Origin of the sequence: Arthrobacter sp. B0490 (assembly GCF_002929355.1) — a bacterium.
GTDB lineage: Bacteria > Actinomycetota > Actinomycetes > Actinomycetales > Micrococcaceae > Arthrobacter_D.
This window is the reverse complement of record NZ_PJIR01000003.1, coordinates 180,387-199,329: the sequence shown is the minus strand read 5'-3', so window position 1 is coordinate 199,329 and position 18,943 is coordinate 180,387. Positions and strand designations below refer to the sequence as shown.

The window sequence follows — 18,943 nt, the reverse complement described above, 5'->3', positions numbered from 1 at the left end:
GTCCACGGCACCGAAGGCCGTCTGGCAGCTGCAGTCCGACATGGCGACGGGCGCCGAGGCGCCGTCCCCCTCGGAGAGGCCGCGGGAAGTGGACCGCAACACCATCCGCCGCCTCGAGCGCGAACTCCTCGGCGCCGAGCGCACCCTCAAGCGCCGCGACATCGCCGCCGGTGCGGGCGTGTCCCTCCTGTCCGCCCGGAAGCTGTGGCGTGCCATGGGCTTCCCCAACATCGGCGACGACGACATCGCCTTCACCGAGAAGGACCTCGACGCCCTCACCACGATCATCGACCTGGTCCGCCAGGAGCAGCTCACCGAGGACGCCGCCATCTCGATCACACGGGCCGTGGGGCAGATGACCGACCGCATGGTGGTCTGGCAGATCGAGGCGATCGTCGAGGAGATGGTGGCGCAGCGCGGACTCACCGACGCCGACGCGCGGAAGACGCTCGTGTCCGAACTCCCCGACCTGATCGAGCCGCTCGAGAAGACCCTCGTCTACGCGTGGCGCCGGCAGATGAACGCAGCCGTCCAGCGATTGGCGTTGCGCGCAGAATCAGGCCTGCGGTCCAGCGAGGCGGGCCGTGACGGCGACGAGCAGGACGCGCCGCTGCCGCTCGCCCGCGCGGTGGGCTTCGCGGACCTCGTCTCCTACACGAGCCTCTCGCGGCAGATGAACGAGCGCACGCTGGCCCAGCTCGTGCAGCGGTTCGAGAACAAGAGCGCGGAGATCATCTCCGTGGGCGGGGGACGCCTCGTGAAGACGATCGGCGACGAGGTTCTCTACATCGCGGAATCGCCGGAGGCCGGGGCGGAGATCTCCCTGGCCCTGTCCAAGGCGTTCTCCGAGGACGAGTTCCTGCCCTCCGCCCGCTGCTCGCTCGTCTGGGGGCGCGTGCTGTCCCGGCTCGGTGACATCTACGGCCCCACCGTCAACCTCGCAGCACGCCTCACCGCGCTCGCCGAACCCGGGGAGGTGCTCGTCGATTCGGGCACCGCCGACACGCTCACGCACAACGAGAAGTTCGTCCTCACGCCCCACGAAGCACGGCAGGTGCGCGGCTTCGGCGAGGTGCGCCCGGTGACCCTGGCCCGGGGGACGGGCACCGGGATCATCCTCGACTGACGCCCGGGCGCCACCGGGAAGCCCTGCGTCGGCCCGTCCAGGGCGCAGAGTAGGAGTACCGGAAAACGCCCGTCCGGCCCGCGGCCCGCAGCAGCACCGAGCGGGGCCACAGAGGTGGCCGTCGTGGGTCACACCCTCATCGCCTTACAGCACGAACGTGCCCTGCTGCCGCCGTCATCCCCAGCGTCTGCCATGACCACGTACCCGGATGCGCCCCCACCTCTGGCGGCCACCGACCCGCGGGCGGGTGCCTGCCAGCGGTGGGGGAACCTCGCAGGGCAGAATGGGGAGATGATCGACGAGCTCATCGCATCCCGTGACCGAGGGCGCCCAGCGTCCAGGACCCTTCTGCACGTCCCCGTGGAGAGCCGGAGACTGCGGGCCTCCAACCACGGCTTCCTGGCGGTGCGCCCGTGACGGATCACCGCCCCGGGCCTGCCTCACCCCGCGACCTGCGCCTGACCTACGGCTTCGCGACCGACCGCGGACTGCGCAGGGAACTCAACGAGGACTCCCTGATCGCCTCCGAACCCATCTTCGCGGTGGCCGACGGCATGGGCGGGCACGAGGCGGGGGAGATCGCCAGCGGCATCTGCGTGCGCACGCTGGGCGACAGCCCGATCATCGGACGCCACCTGCCGGAGTTCTCCGCCGCGGACCTGGAGGCGCTCATCGGGCACGCCGACCGCGAGATCCGGCGGCAGGCGGGCGGCCATGCCGGGACGACCCTCACGGGCGTGGTGCTCGTGCAGGAGGCTGGAATGCCCCACTGGCTGTTCTTCAACGTGGGGGACTCACGGACCTACCGCCTGAGCCAGGGCTGGTTCGGGCAGATCTCGGTGGACCACTCCGAGGTCCAGGAGCTCGTCGACGTCGGGACCATCACCTCCGAGGAGGCCCGCACCCACCCCCGCCGGCACGTGGTCACCCGTGCCCTCGGGACCGGCGATGACGCCGAGGTCGACTTCTGGCTCATGCCCGTCGAGGAGGGCGACCGCATCCTCATCTGCTCGGACGGCCTCAGCGGCGAGGTCACCGACGACGGCATCTACTCCGTCCTGAGCGCGGTGCGCGATCCTCAGCGGGCCTGCGACGAACTCGTCGATGCCACGCTCCGCTCCGGTGCGCGCGACAACGTGACCCTGATCGTCGTCGACGCGACCGGCGTGGGCGACGACGAGGAGATGCAGACCACGGCACTACGCGGCGGCACCTTCGCGGCCGACGTCGGGCACACCGTCGAGACGGGCACGCACCCCGCGCAGTCCGACGGTTCGCAGCCCGACGCCCTGCAGCCAGGCTCCGCGCCGGAGGACGGCCCGAGGCCCGCGGGCGCCCATGCAGTCTCCCTGACGGACCTCGACGATTCCTCGGGACAGCCGAGCCGTGGGGAGCAGTCATGACCACGGGGCGGGTGCCGGCCTACTCCTATATGCCGGGCGACTGGACGGTGCTCGTGCGAGGAAGCATCCGCGCGGCGCTGCCCGCCGGAACCGACCCGGCCACCACAGGAGCGGTCTGGGATGTCATGGACGACGACGCCGGAATCGCTCCGCTGCTGCCCCCCGTGAGCGGCGGAGCCGGGGCGGAACCCGCCGCCACGGCGCTGGTCGCCCTCGCCTCGGACGCAAGAGGCGCCCGGGTGATGGTACATCGTGGAGCACCACGCAAAGGAGTCCGAGACCCACTACTGGCTCAGCCAGGCGCTGCTGGCCCGACGGCGTGACCACCAGGACCTCGTCGTCGCCCATCAGGCGGCGCGGTACGCACTCTCGCTGAGCGCGGACGCCGACGCGTTCGCCCGAGCGGCACAGACGGCGTCGCTCCTCGACGACGACCATGAGGCCCCGGCGCTCCTGGCCGCCGGTCTCGCGCGGTTCCCACTGGACCGCGACCTTCTCCTGCTCAGCGAGCGGATCAAGGGAGGGGACACGGTCGTCGGGTCGCAGGAGAAGCTCGTCGGGGGGATTCTGCAGCAGAGTCCGCTCGACGCCCCCGCCGAGGCGGACCTCGCCTCCAGTCCGCTGCGTTGGGTACGCACGCACCTCTTCTACCTCTGGTACCACGTGCGGGGCGTCGCCCTGCTGGCGGTCGTCCTGCTGCCGGTACCCGTGCTGCTCGCCGTCGCACTGCTGGCCGGAGGGATGCACGCCGCGCTGGTCGTCCTGAGCTACCGGCGGCTGAAGGCGGTCTTCCCCGCGGGCTACCTGCGGGAGCAGCGGATGGACCCGGTGCGCGGCAGGAACAGTGCCGTGGCGCTCGCGGCAGCCGCCGTCCTGGTTCCCGGAGGCACCGTCCTCGCCGCTCTCCACCGGGACCTCGGCCCCGGCGACGGGATCCTCGTGCCCCCGGCCGTCGTCCCGGCCGGGGGGACTGCTCTCGGTCCAGCGGGCGCTGGTCCGCCTGGCCGTCGCAGGGCATTCGGAGAACCTCCGGCGGCAGAACTACCACCTCATCCGCTTCGGGGACGACGCGTCGTCCCAGCGGAGCTACACGCAGGCCGCGCTCGCCGGGATCGTCCTCGTAGTGTTCACGGCGAGCATCGGGGGCGATGCCACCGCGGGGGCGGGCATGCTGTCCGTCGGGATCCTGTGGGCATCAAGACCCTGGACCTGGTGGTCCACTCGCGGGCCGTGGCCGGTGGCGACAGCCCCTGGGTCACCGGCGCGGCATTGAGCCGCCCCGGGCGGGGCAGGCAGGCGGTGCGCCGCCGGCTCCTCGGCGCGCGGTTCCTGCTGGTCACGCTCCTCGTCACCTGCTTCACCTGCCGCCTCGGCTTCGGCATCTTCATCGGCGGGTTCATCGAGAGCTCCTAGCGTCAGCGGCTCGTGTCAGGGCGGCAGGGCAGCAACGGTCGCTGCCCTCAGCCCCACCGACCTCCATGAGCCTCTCCCTGACATCGTCCACGGCGTCTTCGACGGAGCTCCTAGTGACACCGGTCACAAGTAGTTCCGTAGGAGAAGGAGGTAGCGACTACTGGTGTGGGCCGCGGATTCGCCCCCTAGGTTGGAAGCAGCGTTGTGCATCAGCCAATCGTCGAGCGTTTCCTCCCCAGTTCGCGAATTCAGGCCAGCGAGTAATGGCCTGAATTCCGTCGTGCTGCTCGTAGCATTCTTGCGTCCGGAGGATCTCGCCGTGGGCTGTTCTTGTACGACGCCGTCACGAAAGGCCACCCGGTCTGAAAAGTCAGAAGGGGAACCCTTGAGGAATCGCGGACTACCTGTGGTAGCCCTGACGGTCGCCGGGGGATCCGAATCCGGTCCATGTAGTTCAGGAGTGCACTAGATTGAATCTCGATGACAAATCCGGTGCAGCGAACTGGGGTACCTTACAGCCGAGCCCTGTTATCGGTGTCGGGAACCGCAGCAGCGTCGCAGGGCGACCAGGGGACGACACGATTGCAGTCGAATCAAGGCTTGAATCCGTAGGATCCATCTCCCACCTGAGCCTGCTTGCGGGGAACTCGTCCGGACGGGCGATCTTCCCCGTGACGGAGGCCCCTGAAGGACGTACGCTCGTCGACGTCATCCACGAGACCATCGCCAGATACCCTGCGGCTCCGGCGCTGGACGACGGCACGGTACTGCTGACCTACGAAGCGCTCGGCGAGCGGATCGCCGAGTTGTCGCGTCGCCTCTGGAGCGCGAACATCGGTGCCGGGGACCGCGTCGGGGTACGGGTTCCTTCAGGTTCGGTCGACCTCTACGTGGCGATCCTCGGAGTGATCGTTGCCGGCAGTGCCTACGTTCCGGTCGACGCCGACGAACCGCAGGACAGGGCGGATACGGTGTGGGCTGAAGCGGGCGTCTGCGCTGTAATTGGCGAGGGCCTCACCCTGACGCTCACCGGTGGCGTCCGCACGCTGGGACACAGCCCGCAGGCACACCGGGACGACGACGCCTGGATCATCTTCACGTCCGGTTCGACAGGCAAGCCGAAAGGCGTCGCGATCACTCACCGTTCGGCCGCAGCGTGGGTGGACGCCGAGACGGAGCTCTACTGCGTCAGCAACCCGCTCGGACCAGGTGATCGGGTGCTGGCCGGTTTGTCTGTGGCCTTCGACGCTTCGTGCGAGGAGATGTGGCTCGCATGGCGGAACGGTGCCTGCTTGGTGCCTGCTCCCCGCGACGTCGTGCGCTCCGGGGCCGATCTTGGTCCGTGGCTCGCGCAGCGGGACATCACGGTGGTGTCGACAGTTCCCACCCTTGCGGCACTGTGGCCCGGCACGGCCCTGGAGAAGGTGCGGTTGCTGATCTTCGGTGGTGAGGCCTGCCCCGCCGAACTCGTCGCACGTCTCGCAGGTCCGTCGCGTGAGGTCTGGAATACGTACGGTCCCACCGAAGCGACGGTCATCGCTTGCGGAGCGATGGTCGACGGGAGCACTCCTATCAGGATCGGCCTCCCGCTGCAGGGATACGCGCTCGCGGTCGTCCATCCCGACGGGACGCCGGTCCGGTGGGGTGAGGAGGGTGAGCTGGTCATCGGCGGAGTGGGGTTGGGTCGCTACCTGGACACGGCCAAGGATGCCGAAAAGTATGCTCCTCTGCCCTCGCTCGGCTGGACTCGGGCCTACCGCAGCGGCGATCTGGTGCTCGCGGACCCTGCCGGGTTGGTGTTCGTCGGGAGGGCCGACGAGCAGGTCAAGCTGGCAGGACGAAGAGTGGAGATGGGCGAGATCGATGACGCCCTCGCCCAGCTACCCGGGGTCGCCGCTGCAGCGGGCGCCGTTCAGGTGAGCCCCAGCGGCAATCAGGTGTTGGCGGGCTATCTGGTCCCGGCAACCGGGGCGACTCTTGACCTCTCGCGCTGCCGTGAACTCCTCGCCGAAAGGCTTCCGAAACAGCTCGTTCCTACCCTCGGCATCGTCGACGACCTTCCGGTGAAAACCTCGGGGAAAGTCGATCGGAAAGCATTGCCCTGGCCTCTGACATCGTTCGCGGATATCCCCGTTCAGGCGTTCGAGGGCGATCTCGCCTGGCTGGCTCAGCAGTGGACGGAACTGCTCGGTCCGGTGCCACTCACCGAGGAGACCAACTTCTTCGCCGCCGGGGGCGCCAGCCTAGCGGCCGCGCAGCTCGTGTCGTCGCTACGCGTACGCCACCCGCAGGTGTCCATTGCGGACGTCTACGCCCATCCCACCCTCGGAGAGCTCGCCGCCCACCTCACGGAGAGCACGGGCGTGGACAGGACAGACAGGTCCGTAGCTCCCACCTCCTCCTGGATCGGGTTCTTCCAGGCACCGGTGATCATAGCTCTCTACTCCATCAGTGGGCTGAGGTACGTCACCGGCATCCTGATCGTCTGCCTCGTCCTCTTCAGTTTCACGGACAGTCCGTGGGTCCCGAGTCCACCGCTCCTGGGGACCGCGGCAGCCTGGGTGGTGCTCTACAGCCTGCCGTTCCGCCTCCTCCTCGCGATCACGTCCGCCCGGCTCCTACTAGTCGGGATCAGACCCGGCGTCTTCCGCAGAGGCGGTTCCACACACCTGAGGTTGTGGGCTGTCGAACGCATCGTGACGTTCTGCAAACTGGAACCACTCATGGGCACTCCCATGGCATCCTGGTACGCCCGGGCTCTGGGATGTGAGGTGGGCAAGGGTGTCCACCTCGACGCGATGCCGCCCGTTACCGGGCTCGCCGTCTTCGGAGCGGGTGCATCGATCGAGTACGAGGCAGACCTGGCCGGCCACTGGCTGGACGGCGACCGCCTCAATGTGGGCGAGGTACGGATCGACGACCACGCGCGGGTGGGTACCCGCTCGACCTTGACCGATGGGGCGCACGTGGGGGTGGGCGCAGAGGTTGCGCCGGGAACCTCCGTCACCGGGTACGTCCCGGCAGGGCAGCACTGGGCCGGCGCTCAGATGGAGTACGTGGGCGATGCCGGCGCGGACTGGCCCTCCGGCATGAACCATGCGCGGCCGCTCCCGATGATCTCGATTCTCTACTTGCTCTCGCTCTTCTCGCTGACCGTGCTACCACTGCTGTCCGTGGTTCCGGGTGGACTGCTGGCACTGCGGGCACTTCAAGGCGTCGGCTCGCTGCAGAACGCGCTCTGGACCCTTGCCGCTTGGACCCCCGTCTTCATCGTCGTCACTGTCATCGTCTACCTGGCCCTGACGGTCCTGCTGGTGAGGGCCCTGAGTTCCCTGATCAAGCCCGGGATGCATTCGGTTCACGGGATCACGGGATGGGCGACGTGGTTCACCCAGGCACTGCTGACCAAGTCCCTCATCTCCACGTATCCCATCTACGCCAGTCTGTTCACCCCTGTCTGGATGCGTCTGCTCGGCGCGCGGGTCGGTAAGCATGTGGAGATCTCCACTGTCGAGACCATGCCGCATCTCACCCGCGTCTCGGACCGGTCCTTTCTCGCGGACCACTCGATGGTCTCCTCTCGGCGCGTCCGCAATGGTTGGCTCCACCTCGGCGTCTCGAGCGTCGGGGAGAAATCCTTCGTCGGAAATTCCGCCATCGTCGGACCAGATCTCGCTGTTCCCGACAACTCGCTGCTCGCCGTGCTCTCCTCTGCGCCGAAGGGGATGCCGGAGAACTCCTCCTGGTTCGGGCGCCCGCCGGTGGAACTCCCGCGGCCCATCGATCAGGGCGATTCGTCGCGCACCTACAACCCTCCCCGGAAGTTGATGGTGGGCCGCGGTGCGGTCGAAGCATGCCGGATACTCCCGGCGATACTCACTGGCTGGCTCGCATTGATCACGGTGTGGGTGCTCAACGCAATCTACGTCCAGTCCGGGTTCCTCGTCACCGCCGTGTGGGCGGGTCCGGTGCTCCTGGCCGGCGCCGTCATGACCTCTCTCCTGGCCGTCGTCGCGAAGTGGACGCTGGTCGGGCGGTTCGAGGCGACGGAGTACCCCCTGTGGACCTCGTTCATCTGGCGCAACGAGCTTGCGGACGTGTTCTCCGAGTCGCTGGCGGTTCCGGGACTCATCAGGATGAGTATCGGAACTCCTTTCCTGAACTGGTGGGTACGCCTGATGGGAACGAAGGTGGGAAGGGGCGTGTGGTGCGAGACCTGGTGGCTTCCGGAGTTCGACTTGATCGCGCTGGGCGACGGCGTGAGCGTGAATCGTGGGACGGTGCTGCAGACACACCTCTTCCATGACCGCATCATGCGCATGGATAGGATCCACCTCGGCGCTGATTCCACGCTCGGCCCCAACAGCATCGTGCTGCCGGGCAGCGCCATCCTTGAGGGTGCCACGGTCGGAGCAGCATCCTTGGTCATGCGATCAGAATTCGTCCCCCAGGGCACCCGTTGGGCCGGAAATCCGATCCGTCACTGGACTCTCTCGGAAGCCCAGAGCCGGCACGGGCATCCCGTCGATCTGCAATGGAGTACCGGCAACCTGCACCCGGGAGTGCCCTGGCAGCAGGGGCCCGCCCAACCGACATCAAGGAGCGCGGAGTCATGACCACTCTCGACAGGGACGCAACGCCCGCGAGCGCAGCTGGTACTTTCGGGTCCGTCATCACCGCCATGGTCACACCGTTCGATCACCGTGGAGAACTCGACCAGAGCGGCGTTTCGACCCTTGCACGATGGTTGACACGGCCGGGGTGGAACGACGGCATCGTGGTCAATGGCACCACCGGGGAGTCACTCACCACTTCAGATGAAGAGAAGTTGTCCGTCGTTCAGTCGGTGAAGGAGGCCGTCGGGGGGAGCGGTACGAAGGTCATCGCCGGAGTGGGGGCGGGCGACACGCGCCACAGCATCGCGATGGCAGTCGCTGCCGCATCGCAGGGAGCGGACGCGTTGCTCGTGGTTGCGCCCTATTACTCACGCCCCTCGCAGCGCGGGATACTCGAGCACTTTCTTGCGATAGCGGACAGCACACCTCTGCCCGTGATGCTGTACGACATCCCGAAGCGGACAGGCGTCGCGATCGAACCGGACACCTTCGCAGCGGCGGCCGAACACCCCCGCATCCAGGCCGTCAAGGATGCGAAGGGCGATCTGGAGGGGTCGTCCTGGGTCATGAAGCGGACAGACCTCGCCTACTACTCGGGAGACGACGCGCTCAACCTCCCACTGCTTTCCATCGGTGCGGTCGGATTCGTCTCCGTGGTGGGCCACGTCGTGGGCCATCGATTGCGCGACCTTCTCGACTGCCATGGCAAGGGACACGTTGCCGAGGCACTAATGATCCACCGCGAACTGCTGCCGGTATACCGGTCCGTGTTCCGAGCACCCGCCGCCGCGTCGGTGAAGGCAGCCCTGGCCGTGCAGAACCTGCCCGGAGGGTCGGTGAGACTTCCTTTGGTAGATTTGACGGAAGAAGAAGCTACGATTCTCCTCCAGGATCTTGAGTCCTCCGGGTTCCTCTCCTCACAGCCGGTAGCAGCGGTATGAACCGATACCAACCCGCGTAAGGGACAAGCGATGACATCCACCACCAAACAGCGCCTCATCGGCATCGACGTAGCCCGGGGGATCGCCTTGATCGGCATGATGGCGATCCATATCCTGCCGGGGGTCGATGAGAACTCCCAGCCGACGTTGTCCTGGACCATCCTGTCGGGGGCATCGGCAGGTCTTTTCGCTACCCTCGCAGGAGTTTCGCTCACCTTCTCTGCGGGCGGAAGGCAGCCGCTGGCAGGGCGTGCACTCACGGCAGCGAGGGCAGCCCTCGCAGTGCGTGCCGGCATCATCCTCGCCATCGGCCTCCTGATCGCCTACCTCAATCCGCCCGCGGCGATCATCCTCGCCTACTACGGGGTGATGTTCCTGATGGCGATCCCGCTATTGGGACTCGGCGCCCGCGCCCTTGCCGTTCTGGCCGTCGCTTTTGCCGTCATCGGGCCGGTGATCATGCAGGCGGTCCGTGACGACCTGCCCACCCTCGACGGGTTCGATCCGACCTTCGCCTCGCTGGTCACCGAGCCGGCCGCAACGGTCTCAGCGCTGCTCGTCTCGGGGAGCTATCCGGCCATCCCATGGATGGCCTATATCTGCGCAGGACTCGCGCTCGGCCGGCTTGATCTTCGGTCCTACGCAGTGCAGACCAGGATCGCCCTCGGCGGGCTTGCCCTTGCGACCGGCGCATGGCTGCTCTCGGAAATCCTCCTCGGGCCATTCGGAGGGCGGAGTCACCTGCTGGAAGCGACGCCATGGATGGATATCGAGGGCTTCAACGATATCCAGATCTGGGGACCCGATTCCGGGCTTCCGACGACGTCCTGGTGGTGGCTGGCCATCCTGTCGCCGTACTCGTCCACTCCTCTGGAGCTCTTCAACACGATCGGTATCGCGGCGGCCGTCCTGGGTGCCATCATCATCCTCGCCGGCAAGATCGGATCGGCCCTGATGCCGCTGGCGGTGATGGGCGGGATGACGCTGACCCTGTATTCCGCGCACCTCGTTGCCCTCTCGACGGGCTTCCTGCTGAACCGACCACTGTTGTGCTTGACGATTCACGTCCTCATCTCGGCAATCTTCGCCATCGTATGGAGGAACGTGACGGCCGGCAAGCAGGGTCCGGTGGAGCGCCTCGTCTCGGGTGGCGCAAGCCGCGCGCGCCGCTGGGTACTGGATCGGGATTCGTTTTCGGGACGGCACGCTACAAGTACCGACTCAGGGGCTACCGAACTCCTTGAGGCTGACCCCGTGAATCGACGGGGCGCCGAATAGCAGCAATGGATCTATCGATAGCAGCACCCCTGGTCATCGCGGCCGTGCTGGGTCTTTCGACAACCTCCGGCGCAGCAGCACCCGTTCCGGGTACAGTGACGAATCCGTGCGAGAGATTGAGCGCGGGCGAGGTGCTCCATCCCACGTACGGCGTGAAGCGGGTGACCTTCGCAACGGCCACATCCTATCGGGAGACCCGCGTCCTCATCACAGGGTGCGTGCGCTCGGCGGAAGGCTACGTCCAGGAGTGGCAGACCACAGGATTCGCCGGCAGGAACGGGTTCGCTCCGCCGGGCGAGATGTGGCAGAACACTCTGTACTCGCCATCGGGGTCGTTCTCCTTCACCGAAGCCCTGGGCAGGGAGAATCCAGGGACCCAACTCGAGTACCACACCATCAATCCGGACTCGAGGTGGGGCGGAGAGCCGGGCCCCACCTACAACCAGTACTTCGAGGGCGAGGACGGCGGCGCCGACGAGAACCTGTGGTTCTATCTTCAGCAGGGATTCTACGAGCAGGCGGCCGTAATCAACTGGAATCGGGAGCCCGACATGCCCACGGTCCAGGGAGCTTCCTTCGCGATCTTTCTCCACGCCGGCAATGCCCTCACGGTAGGTTGTATCTCCACCGACCTCGCCACGGTGACCCGGCTCCTTCAACGCGCCACACCCGGAGACCGGATAGTGATGGGAGTAGAGGAGATGGTTTTCGCCGCAGGTGCGACCACCGATGAGGATCCATCGGCCGTGACAACTGAGGACACGGCAGGGTCAGGACAGGCGCAACCGCAGTTTCCTTTCGGGGGTGTGGCCACGGGGCTGGGTTTCGCTGCTGTCCTGATCGCAGGCCTCGCCCTCCTGAGTAAGCGGGGGCATCCAAGGAAGCGGGGGCACCATTGAGCGGTGTCGGGGTAGATTCTTCCACCGCGACCGGTCTCCTGTGGAGCGGTGCCCTAATCACCGCCCATCGTCTCGGTGCCGTCAACCCGGCACGCTTCGACACGCTGAGCAGAGCGGAACTTCGTCGTGCAGGTGGAATCCACGATTCGCGGTCCCGACGGCGGTTCCTGGCCGGTCGAGTGAAGGTCCGCGAGCTGGTTGCCATACGCCTTGGTGTCGATGAGCGCCGAGTTGTTGCCGATTTCGAATGCCCGGCCTGTCGCGCGGTGTTTGACGGCAGCCACGGCTGGCCCCGTTACCGCGTCGATCAGAAGAAGGCGGTCCCGGCGGTGAGCTTCAGCAGGGCGGGGGACTGGCTGGTCGTGGGGATGACGAAGCGCGTGATCCCGGCTCGCCCCGATGAGCTTCTGCCGTCGATGGGCGGGAGTCTCAGGATCGGAGTGGATGTGGAGGACTCCCGGGAGCCCGCCTTCGCCGACGAGGGCCTCGACTCGGTCATGGCCTCGGCAGGTGAAGCCCAGGCGCTGCGACGATACGAACCGTCGGAACGACCACGCTTGCGCGCAATGCTCTGGACGCGCAAGGAAGCGGCGTTCAAGGCTGTGGGACTCGGGCTGCGACTCGACCCGCAGGATCTCGACACGGGTCCGTTCACCTCGCCACGGATCCGTCGGTGGCCTGCGGCAGCAGCTAGCGAGCCCCGGTTTTCACTGGCTGATGCCGGCGCCGAGGATCTCGGGCTGCCGCTGCCGTTCGTGGTGGCGGTCGCAGTGCGTGAGGAAAATAGTTCGCCGGCTTATCCTGCTACCTCGTGAGGGCATGCTGCCGACAGCGCCGCTCGTCCTGAACACGCCGACCACGACGTACTGCTGCTCCGCATGACGAGTGCAACGGGCTGCCGTTGCTCGTCACGATGGGGTGACTCGGGGCCGCGTGCCTGGAGGGGAACGGGTTCGACGCGAGCGCCGGGTTCTCCATCCATGACATCCGTGCAGGCCGTCCGTCCGCCGATCGGCCTAGAGTTGTCATAGCTCCGTGTCGATCGGTGATCAAAGCATGCGCGGCGTGCTCGGGGGGAAGAGTTGGGTGTTCATGACGGATCATCGTAGTCTGCCTCCTCCTCTCGCGTCGGTCCCGTCCCGGTGACGCAGCAGGATAGTGGTGCCGTGGATCCGGGCCGGGTGTTGTACGAACAGCGACTCGCGCTGCTCAAGGGTCTGTGGATGCCGGAGGCTCCTCCCTGGGAGGATCTTTGCGATGAGGTGAAGAGCCGGTGGAGACTGTACGCCGAGGGTGGCGGAGAGCACGGCTCCGGCTAGCGGTACGTAGGAACTCCGGGTTCCGGATGCTCGGGATCGGTCGGGCAGCGGCCTTCGTCCGCGATGTTCCACAGAGTCATCCTCGAGGTCCGGTATGGTGCCGCCACCGTTCCTTCGCCTCGGGAGAAAGCTCCTCCCAGGGAGGGGCATCCGGCATCCACAGGCCCTCGAGGAGCACGAGTCGCTGCTCATACAACGCCCTACCCCGGTCATCCGCATCCGCGGGTGCCTTCGGCGCCGGAACGACAGTCCCGGGCTCGGACCTCATTGCGACAGCAGCGCTGCGTCGGGGGATCGCGTCGGGTTCCAGCATGGTGCGTTCCCTATCTCTTGTCGTCGGTGATCCGGTCGGTCAGGTCGAGGATTACTTCGTCCACCTCAACTCTGTCGACCTGGACTAGGTGTCTGCTGTCGAGTGGCTATGAGCAGGCTGTGAGGTTCGCCGGGCCGTACTGAATCACCCCGGCACCGCGTCGGTTCGCTTGCAATGCCAGGACCCTCCCGGCTCACGACACACAATCGACGCCGAATGCGTGTCTGTCCAGAGTTTTCAAGCTTCTCCTTCGCGCAGGTAGACCTCGGAAAAAATGTTATAGGAGTTACCCTCGAGTCCAGTGTTAGCGATGTTACTGTGTGCACGTCTCAGTCTCCGGGAGAACCTGCTCGCGACACCGCGCCGCCCAGGCCCTGCCCTCCTCCATGCACCAGGAAGCGTCATGAACAAACTATTGACAGGCCTACTTGCGGCCTCAGCCATGGTGGCTGGCACACTCACCATGGCCCCTTCGGCCTATGCAGCCCCGGTTTCCGGGCTCTGGACCAACGAAGCGCCGCTCACGCAGAACTACGTCGACGGGCGAGCGATCAATGTCGGCGTGAGATTCAAGCCAAAGAAACCGGGGGTGGTGACGGCGATCGAGTTCTACAAGGGAACGAGGGACACGGGCATCCACACCGGAGCTCTGTGGTCCTCCACCGGGACGAAGTTGGGCGCCGTCACCTTCACGAATGAAACGGCTTCCGGCTGGCAAAGTGCCACATTCGCAACACCTGTCGTGCTGGCGGCAGACCAGACCTACACGGTTTCCTACACCTCGCCGCGCGGTATCTTCTCCCGCGATGGCGGATACTTCAGCGGACGGACGATCAATAGCGCCGACGGAGCCTTGTCCACCGTCGCAGGAAACACGGGGGTGTACCGGTACGGATCTCAGGACGCTTTCCCGACCGCGTCCCGCGGCGACGCCAACTACTGGGTGGACGTCGCCTTCCAGGCTGACGACGTGCCGGAGGTGCTCCCTCCCGCACCGGTTGTCGTGCCTCCCGCACCCGTGGTTGTTCCTCCCCCCGCCACACCGGGCGGACTCCTCGTCTGCCCGACCAATGGAACCGGCGGGGCATTCACGGACAGGTTCAACCAGTCGTTCACCGCACCCGCCGGAGGAACGAGTCAGTTCCACATCTACGCCGCCGGCATCGACCCGACCAAGCCCGTAGGCCTCCTGGTCCAACTGCACGGTGACGGAGCCTACGAGTTCGGACGGCCCTCGGCCGGCAAGCTCCTATCCATGGCTGCGATCGCCAAGGAGCGGAACATGATCCTCGTCTCCGTGAAGTCTCCGGACCGAGCAGGCTCGGTCACCTGGTGGGAGGACGCCGGTGTCAACGTACCCTTCCTACAGGCACTGTTGGACACCGAGGTCTACGGGAAGTACAACGTCGAGAAGAACAAGGTGTGGCTGAGCGGCTACTCGGGCGGGGCGGAATTCATCAGCCTCTACTACGTGAAGCGTCAGCACCACACGTTCTGCGGGGGCGGAGCCCTCATCTCTGGTGGCGGCTCGGTGACCCAGGCATCTCCCGCTGTCCCCTTCACTTCCGGGTTCAAAGGGAACTTCCGCATGCACTTCTACACCGGCCAGGATGACGGTGTGGGCTCGCCCATCAACTGGAACGGCTATACGGCCGCGCAGTCCGGGGCAACTCAATGGCGCGATCGGGGATTCAGCGTCACCACCGATTTCCCCGCAGGTATCGATCACTACGAACTCGACGAGCCGCGGGTATTGCGCGAACAACTGGCGAAGGTGTATCCGCTCCGTTAGACTCCCGTCCGACTGCAGCAGCAGGAAGTCGTGACAGGCCGACCAGTGGGCTTTGCCCATGGGTCGGCCTGTCGCATTCAAACCGGCGTATCTGATGTGACGGTTCACGCCGGTGCGCGGCAGCACCAGCCTGCGGGGCTCTCCGGCGAAGGACTACCGGGCGGTCCGCGTGTTCCGGAGGCGGTTCGGACCACCCGTTCACGGTGTAGGGCAGACTAGGGCGGGTGGCTGAGAAAACGAAGGAAACGCAGAACCGTCGTGGTGCGGAAGCGACCCCTGTCCCTCCGAGCGACTTGTTGCGTCGGGAGTACGCGCAGCTCGCCGAGGACATCCGGGCGCACCGCACCGCGTACTACCAGGATGCCGCCCCCACCATCTCCGACGCGGAGTTCGACGCCCTGTTCCGGCGGCTCGAGGAGTTGGAGGCACTGCACCCCGAGATCGTCGCCAACGACTCACCGACCCAGGAGGTGGGCGGGGAGGTCTCCGCCGCCTTCGCCCCCGTGGACCACCTCGCCCGCATGTACAGCCTCGAGGACGTCTTCTCCCTCGACGAGCTCAAGGCCTGGCTGGACCGTGCGTCCGCCGGCGTCGAGGAGCGCAGCCCGGGCTCGGAGATCGCCTGGCTGACCGAGCTCAAGATCGACGGCCTCGCCGTGAACCTGCTGTACCGGGACGGCGAGCTGGTCCGGGCCGCGACCCGGGGCGACGGCGTGACGGGTGAGGACATCACGCACAACGTCCTCACCATCGCCTCCGTCCCGAAGCACCTCGCGGGCAGCGACCACCCCGAGGAGGTCGAGATCCGCGGGGAGGTCTTCTTCCCCACCCAGGAGTTCTCGCAGCTCAACGAGCGGATGGTCGCCGCGGGCAAGGCCCCGTTCGCCAATCCGAGGAACGCCGCCGCCGGCTCCCTGCGGCAGAAGGACCCCGCCATGACGGCGGAGCGCCCCCTCGACATGTACGTGCACGGCATCGGGGCGCGCACCGGACTGGCAGCCGGGACGCAGTCGGAGACCTACGGGCTCCTCAAGGCGTGGGGGCTCCCCACGTCCCCCTACTACAAGGTCCTCGCGACGCAGGCCGAGGTCGGCGAGTTCATCGGGTACCACGGCGAGCACCGGCACGACCTGCTGCACGAGATCGACGGCATCGTGGTGAAGGTGGACAGCTTCGCGCTGCAGCGGGCCCTCGGTCACACGTCCCGCGTACCGCGCTGGTCCGTGGCCTACAAGTATCCGCCCGAGGAGGTGAACACGAAGCTGCTGGACATCATCGTCAGCGTCGGCAGGACCGGTCGCGTCACACCGTTCGGCAAGATGGAACCCGTCAAGGTCGCCGGCTCGACGGTCGGCTTGGCCACTCTCCACAACCAGGAGGTCGTGAAGGCCAAGGGCGTGATGATCGGCGACATCGTCGTCCTGCGGAAGGCCGGCGACGTCATCCCCGAGATCGTCGGCCCGGTCATGGCCCTGCGCGACAAGCAGGTCCCGAACGTGCGCGAGTTCGTCATGCCGACGGAGTGCCCGTCCTGCGGGACGCCGCTGCAGCCCGCGAAGGAGGGCGATGTCGACATCCGCTGCCCCAACGCGCGGTCCTGCCCCTCCCAGTTGCGTGAGCGCGTGTTCCACCTCGCCGGCCGGGGCGCGTTCGACATCGAGGCCCTCGGGTACGAGGCGGCCATCGCGCTCACCCAGCCCGCCGAACCCTCCGTGCCGCCGATCACCACCGAGGCCGAGATCTTCGACCTCACGCCGGAGAAGCTGGCGGACGTGATGATCGAGCGGGACAAGAAGGTCAAGGGCGTGGTGACCGGCCGGGAGCTCGTGCCCTACTTCTACTCGAAGGGCACGGCGAAGAAGCCGTCCGAGCCGAGTGCCACCACGCGCAAGCTCTTCGCCGAGCTGGAGAAGGCGAAGAAGCAGCCGCTGTGGCGTGTGCTGGTCGCACTGTCCATCCGGCACGTCGGCCCGACGGCGTCCCGCGCGCTGGCGACCGCCTTCGGGTCGATGGACCGTATCCGCGCCGCGAGCGAGGAGGAACTCGCGCACGTCGACGGCGTCGGCCCGACCATCGCCGTCGCGCTCACCGAGTGGTTCGCGGAGGACTGGCACCGCGAGATCGTGGACCGGTGGGCCGCGGCGGGAGTGCGGATGGAGGACGAGGTGGACGACAGCACGCCGCGCACCCTCGAGGGCCTGACCGTCGTCGTCACCGGCTCGCTGGAGCGCTACAACCGCGACGAGGCGAAGGAAGCGATCATCACGCGCGGCGGCAAGGCGTCGGGCTCGGTGTCCAAGAACACGAGCTACCTGGTGGCCGGCGAGAACGCCGGCACCAAGCTGGAGAAGGCCGAGGCGCTGGGCATCCCCGTGCTCGACGAGGAGGGCTTCACGGCACTGCTCGCTCACGGGCCCGCCGTCCCGGCGGACGACGGCGGCGACCCGGGCGAGGACGAGGAGGCCGCCGAGGAGTCGGGTCCCGGGGCCGACGGATCGGACGCCGGGGACCCCGCGTGAGCTCCACGGTCTCGCCCGGCGCACTCCTGCACGTGGCACGCCACGCGGCGGCGGCCGGCGCCGAGGTGCTGTCCCGGCGGGACCCGGCCGCGCTCGGCGCCACGAGCAAGGGTTCGGACAGCGACTGGGTGACGGCGTACGACATCGCCGCCGAGCGGGCGGTGCGCAGCGTCCTCGCCGACTCCCGCCCGCACGACATCGTCACGGGCGAGGAGCTCGGCACGACGGTCCCCTCCGGCAGGCACGACGGTGGCCGTGTCCGCTGGTCGATCGACCCCCTCGACGGCACCACCAACTTCATCCGGAACATCGTCTACTACGGCACGTCCGTGGCGGCCGCCGGCGCGGACGGCACCTGGCTCGCCGGCGTCGTGCACGCCCCCGCCCTCCGTCGGATCTACTGGGCATCGCGCGGGGGCGGCGCCTGGCTGAGCGACGGCGGTTCGGTACGGCGCCTCGCCGGACCCGACGCCGGGCGTGGACGGCTGCTCGCGACGGGTTTCTCCTACGACGCCGGAACGCGGGCCCGGCAGGCCGACGATCTCGGGGCGCTGCTCGACGGCTTCGGCGACGTGCGATCGCTCGGCTCCGCGGCGCTCGACCTCTGCATGGTCGCGGACGGCACCTTCGACGCCTTCGTGGAGCGGGGGCTGCACGAGCACGACATCGCCGCGGGCGCCCTCGTCGCGGAGGAGGCGGGCGTCGCCGTCCGCAGGCCGGACCTCCGGTCCGTGCTCGACGGCGGCCCCACGGAGTCCGAGCGCCTCGCCGCGGTCACGTTCGCCGGTCCCGCAGACCTCCTCGGGCCGGCCACCGGGGCGACCCTCCTCGGGAGGCACTCGTGACGACACCGTCCTGGCAGAGGATCCTGTCCACGCTGGCCGGCGCGCGCTCCCGGGAGGTGTACGCGCGCGCCGTCCTCGGGCAACCGCTCGACGCGACGCCGAAGGAGGTGCAGCGCCTGGTCGACGCCGGGCTGCTGACGCCGGACAACGCCGTCGCGGACGGGCTGTTCAAGGAGGTCCTCGCCGCTGCCGGGCCGGGCACGCCCAAGGGCGTCGACCGCTTCTTCCGGGACGGGCGCATCGACGGCCTGCCGCGCGCCGGGCAGGAGCGCACCGACCTGCTGGCGCACCTCGCCGAACGGCTGCTCCCGGCCGGCGAGGAGATCAGCGAACCCGAGGTGAACAGGCTGCTCGCCACGGTCACGCGCGACATCCCGACCCTGCGGCGTGCGCTCGTCGACCACGGGTTCGTGGAGCGTCACCCCGACGGCACCGGCTACCGGCGGGTGACGGCGCCCTGAGGCCGGCCCCCGGGCGTG

At 67.5% G+C, this 18,943-nt stretch carries 12 protein-coding genes; all 12 read left to right on the top strand.

The window, feature by feature from the left end; genetic code table 11:
* Nucleotides 1-40 precede the first annotated feature (40 nt).
* Entirely contained in the window at nt 41-1,126 is a 1,086-nt protein-coding gene (locus tag CXQ97_RS06495; protein WP_104180315.1) for an adenylate/guanylate cyclase domain-containing protein, read from the top strand.
* 413 nt (nt 1,127-1,539) lie between these two features.
* Nucleotides 1,540-2,529: a PP2C family serine/threonine-protein phosphatase gene (locus CXQ97_RS06490; protein WP_104180039.1), complete on the top strand. Its 990-nt coding sequence runs from the start codon at nt 1,540-1,542 to the stop codon at nt 2,527-2,529.
* 252 nt (nt 2,530-2,781) lie between these two features.
* Nucleotides 2,782-3,942: a hypothetical protein gene (locus CXQ97_RS06485; protein WP_104180038.1), complete on the top strand. Its 1,161-nt coding sequence runs from the start codon at nt 2,782-2,784 to the stop codon at nt 3,940-3,942.
* A 671-nt stretch (nt 3,943-4,613) separates the two neighbouring features.
* A complete protein-coding gene (locus CXQ97_RS06480) occupies nt 4,614-8,558 on the top strand; it encodes a Pls/PosA family non-ribosomal peptide synthetase (RefSeq protein ID WP_258062348.1) in 3,945 nt (1,314 codons plus the stop codon).
* Nucleotides 8,555-9,499 carry a 4-hydroxy-tetrahydrodipicolinate synthase gene (gene dapA, locus CXQ97_RS06475; RefSeq protein ID WP_104180037.1) on the top strand — a complete coding sequence of 315 codons (945 nt, stop codon included), beginning with the start codon at nt 8,555-8,557 and terminating at the stop codon, nt 9,497-9,499. Before CXQ97_RS06480 ends, dapA begins: the two co-directional genes overlap by 4 nt.
* Nucleotides 9,500-9,529: 30 nt before the next feature.
* On the top strand, nt 9,530-10,777 hold the full coding sequence (locus CXQ97_RS06470) for a heparan-alpha-glucosaminide N-acetyltransferase domain-containing protein (RefSeq protein WP_104180036.1): 1,248 nt from the start codon (nt 9,530-9,532) through the stop codon (nt 10,775-10,777).
* A 5-nt stretch (nt 10,778-10,782) separates the two neighbouring features.
* Nucleotides 10,783-11,676, top strand: a complete 894-nt coding sequence (locus CXQ97_RS06465) for a hypothetical protein (protein WP_146069583.1) — start codon at nt 10,783-10,785, stop codon at nt 11,674-11,676.
* 179 nt (nt 11,677-11,855) lie between these two features.
* Nucleotides 11,856-12,491, top strand: coding sequence for a 4'-phosphopantetheinyl transferase superfamily protein (locus CXQ97_RS06460; protein WP_104180034.1), 636 nt, complete (start codon nt 11,856-11,858; stop codon nt 12,489-12,491).
* A gap of 1,127 nt (nt 12,492-13,618) precedes the next feature.
* The gene (locus tag CXQ97_RS06455) at nt 13,619-15,100 is read left to right on the top strand and encodes a DUF4082 domain-containing protein (RefSeq protein WP_104180033.1); all 1,482 of its coding nucleotides are present in this window, start codon (nt 13,619-13,621) and stop codon (nt 15,098-15,100) included.
* A 224-nt stretch (nt 15,101-15,324) separates the two neighbouring features.
* Entirely contained in the window at nt 15,325-17,619 is a 2,295-nt protein-coding gene (gene ligA, locus CXQ97_RS06450; RefSeq protein WP_104180032.1) for an NAD-dependent DNA ligase LigA, read from the top strand.
* Nucleotides 17,616-18,464: an inositol monophosphatase family protein gene (locus tag CXQ97_RS06445; RefSeq protein ID WP_104180031.1), complete on the top strand. Its 849-nt coding sequence runs from the start codon at nt 17,616-17,618 to the stop codon at nt 18,462-18,464. The genes ligA and CXQ97_RS06445 overlap by 4 nt, the downstream gene beginning before the upstream one ends.
* The gene (locus CXQ97_RS06440; RefSeq protein ID WP_104180030.1) at nt 18,461-18,925 is read left to right on the top strand and encodes a DUF2087 domain-containing protein; all 465 of its coding nucleotides are present in this window, start codon (nt 18,461-18,463) and stop codon (nt 18,923-18,925) included. Before CXQ97_RS06445 ends, CXQ97_RS06440 begins: the two co-directional genes overlap by 4 nt.
* Nucleotides 18,926-18,943: the final 18 nt, after the last annotated feature.